The 3,892-nt window shown below is 65.8% G+C and carries 5 protein-coding genes, 1 tRNA gene and 1 pseudogene; 2 read left to right on the forward strand and 5 right to left on the reverse strand.

Annotation, left to right across the window (positions count from 1 at the left end; all coding sequences use genetic code 11):
* Nucleotides 1–243, forward strand: a 243-nt coding sequence (locus C1J00_RS39785; protein ID WP_281262795.1) for a pyruvate kinase alpha/beta domain-containing protein, incomplete at its 5' end; no start/stop codon positions are given.
* A 7-nt stretch (nucleotides 244–250) separates the two neighbouring features.
* On the opposite strand, the gene C1J00_RS39790 is transcribed toward C1J00_RS39785, so the two are convergent.
* Both C1J00_RS39790 and C1J00_RS39795 read right to left on the reverse strand, forming a co-directional pair.
* Nucleotides 251–1,006: a helix-turn-helix domain-containing protein gene (locus C1J00_RS39790; RefSeq protein ID WP_102913732.1), complete on the reverse strand. Its 756-nt coding sequence runs from the start codon at nucleotides 1,004–1,006 to the stop codon at nucleotides 251–253.
* Nucleotides 1,007–1,091: 85 nt separating this feature from the next.
* Nucleotides 1,092–1,175, reverse strand: a tRNA-Leu gene (locus C1J00_RS39795).
* Nucleotides 1,176–1,272: 97 nt separating this feature from the next.
* Between C1J00_RS39795 and C1J00_RS39800 the strand changes: the two genes are divergently transcribed.
* Nucleotides 1,273–1,929 carry an ANTAR domain-containing response regulator gene (locus C1J00_RS39800; RefSeq protein ID WP_102913733.1) on the forward strand — a complete coding sequence of 219 codons (657 nt, stop codon included), beginning with the start codon at nucleotides 1,273–1,275 and terminating at the stop codon, nucleotides 1,927–1,929.
* A gap of 78 nt (nucleotides 1,930–2,007) precedes the next feature.
* Here the strand turns inward: C1J00_RS39800 and C1J00_RS39805 are convergent, their stop codons facing one another.
* The 3 genes and pseudogenes from C1J00_RS39805 to C1J00_RS39815 all read right to left on the reverse strand — a co-directional run.
* On the reverse strand, nucleotides 2,008–2,724 hold the full coding sequence (locus C1J00_RS39805) for an ABC transporter ATP-binding protein (RefSeq protein ID WP_102913734.1): 717 nt from the start codon (nucleotides 2,722–2,724) through the stop codon (nucleotides 2,008–2,010).
* Nucleotides 2,721–3,593 carry an ABC transporter ATP-binding protein gene (locus C1J00_RS39810; protein WP_102913735.1) on the reverse strand — a complete coding sequence of 291 codons (873 nt, stop codon included), beginning with the start codon at nucleotides 3,591–3,593 and terminating at the stop codon, nucleotides 2,721–2,723. The genes C1J00_RS39805 and C1J00_RS39810 overlap by 4 nt, the downstream gene beginning before the upstream one ends.
* 5 nt (nucleotides 3,594–3,598) lie before the next feature.
* A pseudogene (locus C1J00_RS39815) lies at nucleotides 3,599–3,892 on the reverse strand (branched-chain amino acid ABC transporter permease); the annotation flags it as partial.

Below are 3,892 nucleotides of genomic sequence, written 5' to 3' on the forward strand. Positions count from 1 at the left end.
ATCCCCCTCCTCGCCTTCACCCCCGACCAGGCCACCCGGTCCCAACTCAGCCTCACCTGGGGCGTCGAGACCTTCCTCGGCCCGTGCGTCGACTCCACGGACGCGATGGTCGACCAGGTCGACGAACTGCTGTCGCGCTACGGCCGCTGCCGCCCGGGCGACACGGTCGTCATCACGGCAGGCTCCCCACCCGGAGTCTCCGGCTCGACGAACATGGTCCGGGTCCACCACATCGCGGAGTAGCGCGCCGTCAGTACTTGGGGCCTACGTGGGCGTCCATGAGAGCGACGGAGGCTTTGCGGGCGACGGAGATGTTGAACGGATCGCTCCCGCGGGCCAATGTGCTCCACTCGACGCCCACCCTGTTCAAGGCGTCGGTGAAGAGCCTCCGGATGTCGTCCGACTTGTTGGAGAAGAAGTACCGCGGATACTCATAGCGCTTCCGCTCACCGCCGACGAGGCGGGTCGTCCAGTTGGTGATCCGACAGCCGTCGGAGTGGATGAGCCCCCGGATGAACTCCCAGGGATGGGCGTCGACGATGACTTGTTGCCAGGGTTCGAGGGCGATACGGCGTGCGTGCTTCTTGCCGGGGCCGTGCTGGGGGAAGAGGACCGGCCAGCTCCGGCAATAGCTGGTGACCGCGACACAGCCTTGCTTCTGCGCGAGGTAGACGCCTACACCAGGGCGCACTTTCCCGATGGCCTCACGGCACTCCTTGATGAGCCCGGGCCAGTCGTCCGCGCAGGCAATCCTGAGGTAGTAGCCGCCACGCGAGTGAGGGCTGATGCAACCGTCACCGAGGTAGAGGCCCAGTAGGTATGCGTATGCGGACTCGTCGGAGGGTGGTCCGGGGTCCGGATGCGCCATACGGGGGCGCGGCTGGAGGCGGTCCTGCCAGGACCGGATCGCGGATCGTGAGATGCCCGTTTGGCGGCTCACGGAGTTCAGACTGCGGCCTTTGGCCACCAGTGCGAGTGCTCGCTCGCGCGTGCTGAGGTCGTACATGCGATCACTCTGTGCTACTGACCATGACCCTGAGCAGCAAAAGGCGGAGGATCATGCGAACGTGATCCTCCGCTTTGGGCGGGAGTGCCGGGTACGGGATTCGAACCCGTATGTCCTCTCGGACAGATGTGTTTGAGACATCCGCGTAAGCCTGTTCCGCCAACCCGGCTGGGTAACCCTCAGGGAGTGTACCGGTTCACCTCAGTCGGTCGCAGCTAGGTACGCTCTTGGGAGCAGTACCGGCCTGCCCCTACCAAGGAGCCCACGTGAGTGCCCCCGAGTCGCCCCAGCCTGTTGACGTGCCTGAAGAGGACAAGTCGCACGTGCCTCCGTTGACGACGCGGGTCGTCATCGCCGAGGACGAGGCGCTGATCCGGCTCGATCTCAAAGAGATGCTGGAGGAGGAGGGGTACACGGTCGTCGGTGAGGCCGGGGATGGTGAGCAGGCGGTGGAGTTGGCTCGTGAGCACCGGCCGGACCTTGTCATTCTCGATGTGAAGATGCCGAAGATGGACGGTATCTCCGCGGCGGAGAAGATCGCGGAGGAGAGCATCGCGCCGGTGCTGATGCTGACCGCGTTCTCGCAGCGGGATCTGGTGGAGCGGGCTCGGGATGCGGGTGCCATGGCGTATCTCGTGAAGCCGTTCAGCAAGACGGATGTCGTGCCGGCGATCGAGATGGCCGTTTCGCGGTTCACGGAGCTGAAGGAGCTGGAGAAGGAGGTCGCGGACCTCACGCTGCGGTTGGAGACGCGGAAGCTGGTGGACCGGGCGAAGTCGATTCTGCAGACGGAGTACGGGCTGTCGGAGCCGGCGGCTTTCCGGTGGATCCAGAAGACGTCGATGGATCGGCGGATGTCGATGCAGCAGGTCGCGGAGGCTGTCATTCAGGACGCGGACGAGAAGAAGGCCGACAACGGCTGAGAGCTCGACGCGAGAGGCCCGCTTCCCTTTCTGGATCGAAGGGGAAGCGGGCCTCTCGGCGTGCGGCGGTGCGGGAGGTCAGTCCTCGCCCAGGTACGCCTTGCGTACCGATTCGTCGTGGAGCAGGTCCTGTCCGGTGCCGGAGAGGACGATGTTGCCGACCTCCATGACGTGGCCTTGGTCGGCGAGGGAGAGCGCGGCCTGGGCGTTCTGTTCGACGAGGAGGATCGTCGTGCCCTGGGACTTCAGCTCGGAGATGGTCGCCATGATCTTCTGCATCATGATCGGGGAGAGGCCCATGGAGGGTTCGTCGAGCATGAGCAGTTTCGGCTGGGACATTAGGGCGCGGCCCATGGCGAGCATCTGCTGTTCGCCGCCCGACAGTGTTCCGGCCGCCTGCTTGCGGCGTTCGCCGAGGATGGGGAAGAGGTCGTAGGCGCGCTGGATGTCTTTTTCGATGCCTTCTTTGTCCTTGCGGAGGAACGCTCCGAGCTGGAGGTTCTCGGCGATGGTGAGGCGGGGGAAGATGTGTCGGCCTTCGGGAGAGTGGGCGAGGCCGAGGGCGACGATCTTGTGGGCGGGGACGCCGCTCAGCGGTTTGCCGTCGAAGAGGATCTTCCCGGATGTGGGCTTGAGCAGGCCTGAGAGGGTGCGCAGGGTGGTCGTCTTGCCGGCGCCGTTGGTGCCGATGAGGGTGACGACCTGGCCGGCTTCGACGCTGAAGGAGATGCCTTTGACGGCTTCGATCTTGCCGTAGGAGACCCGGAGGTCCTCGACTTCGAGGAGTGCGGTCACTGGGCTTCTCCCTTGGTGCTGCTGGTGGTGCTGGTCGCGTCGGCGGCGGCTTCGGCGGCCTCGACCTCGGCGGCTTCGGCTTGGCCGGGGGCGCCTTCGAAGGGTTCGCCGAGGTAGGCGGCGACGACGCGTTCGTCGGCCTGGACGACGTCGGGGGTGCCTTCGACGAGTTTTTCGCCTTGGACGAGGACGGCGACGCGGTCGCTGAGGTTGAAGACGAAGCGCATGTCGTGCTCGATGAGGAGGACGGCGATGCCCTTGTCGCGGATGGCGAAGACGAGTTCCTCGGCGGCTCTGGTCTCCTGGGGGTTCATGCCGGCGGTGGGTTCGTCGAGCAGGAGCAGGCCGGGTTCGGAGGCCATGGCGCGGGCGATTTCGAGCTTGCGCTGTTCGCCGTACGGCAGGTTCCGTGCGAGGTGGTCACGTTTGTGGGCGAGGCCGATGAACTCGAGGAGTTCCATGGCGCGTTCTTCGCTGGCGCGTTCGGCTTTTTTGAAGCCGGGGCCGCGCAGCAGGGCCGACCACAGGCCTTCCTTCGTTCGGGTGTGGCGTCCGACGAGGACGTTTTCCAGGACCGTCATGTTGGCGAACAGGCGGATGTTCTGGAAGGTGCGGGCGATGCCGGCCTGGGTGACGAGGTGGGGTTTGGGGGGGAGGACGGTGCCTTTGTAGGAGACGGTGCCCTCGGTGGGGACGTACAGGCCGGTGAGGCAGTTGAAGAAGGTGGTCTTGCCGGCGCCGTTGGGGCCGATGAGTCCGACGATCTCGCCGGCGTTGACGGTGAAGTCGACGGAGCGTACGGCGGTGAGGCCGCCGAAGCGCATGGTGACGTCGCGGGCTTCGAGTACAGGTGTGGGCTGTGTGGTCATCGTGGCTATGCCCCCGCCTTGGTGACGGCCGGTTCGTCGGTCAGCGTGGTCTGTTTGGGTACGTCGAGTTGGCCGGTCTCGTGGAATTCGAGCTGGCGTCGGCGGTTGGCGATGATGCCTTCGGGGCGGAAGCGCATCAGGAGGACGAGCGCGATGCCGAAGGCGAGGAGTGACTTCTCCTGGAGGAAGACGAGCTTCTCGGGGAGCAGGTAGAGCAGGGCGGCGCCGAGGAGGGGTCCTGCGACGGTGCCCATGCCGCCGAGGACGACCGCGGCCAGGAGGAACGCGGAGTTGGGCGG

This window comes from Streptomyces cahuitamycinicus (assembly GCF_002891435.1).
In the GTDB taxonomy this organism is placed as follows: Bacteria; Actinomycetota; Actinomycetes; order Streptomycetales; family Streptomycetaceae; genus Streptomyces; species Streptomyces cahuitamycinicus.

Bases quoted from the DNA above. Each gene is read 5' to 3' on its own strand.
- C1J00_RS39790 (WP_102913732.1), bottom strand. From the start codon at position 1,006: ATGTACGACCTCAGCACGCGCGAGCGAGCACTCGCACTGGTGGCCAAA.
- C1J00_RS39810 (WP_102913735.1), bottom strand. From the start codon at position 3,593: ATGACCACACAGCCCACACCTGTACTCGAAGCCCGCGACGTCACCATG.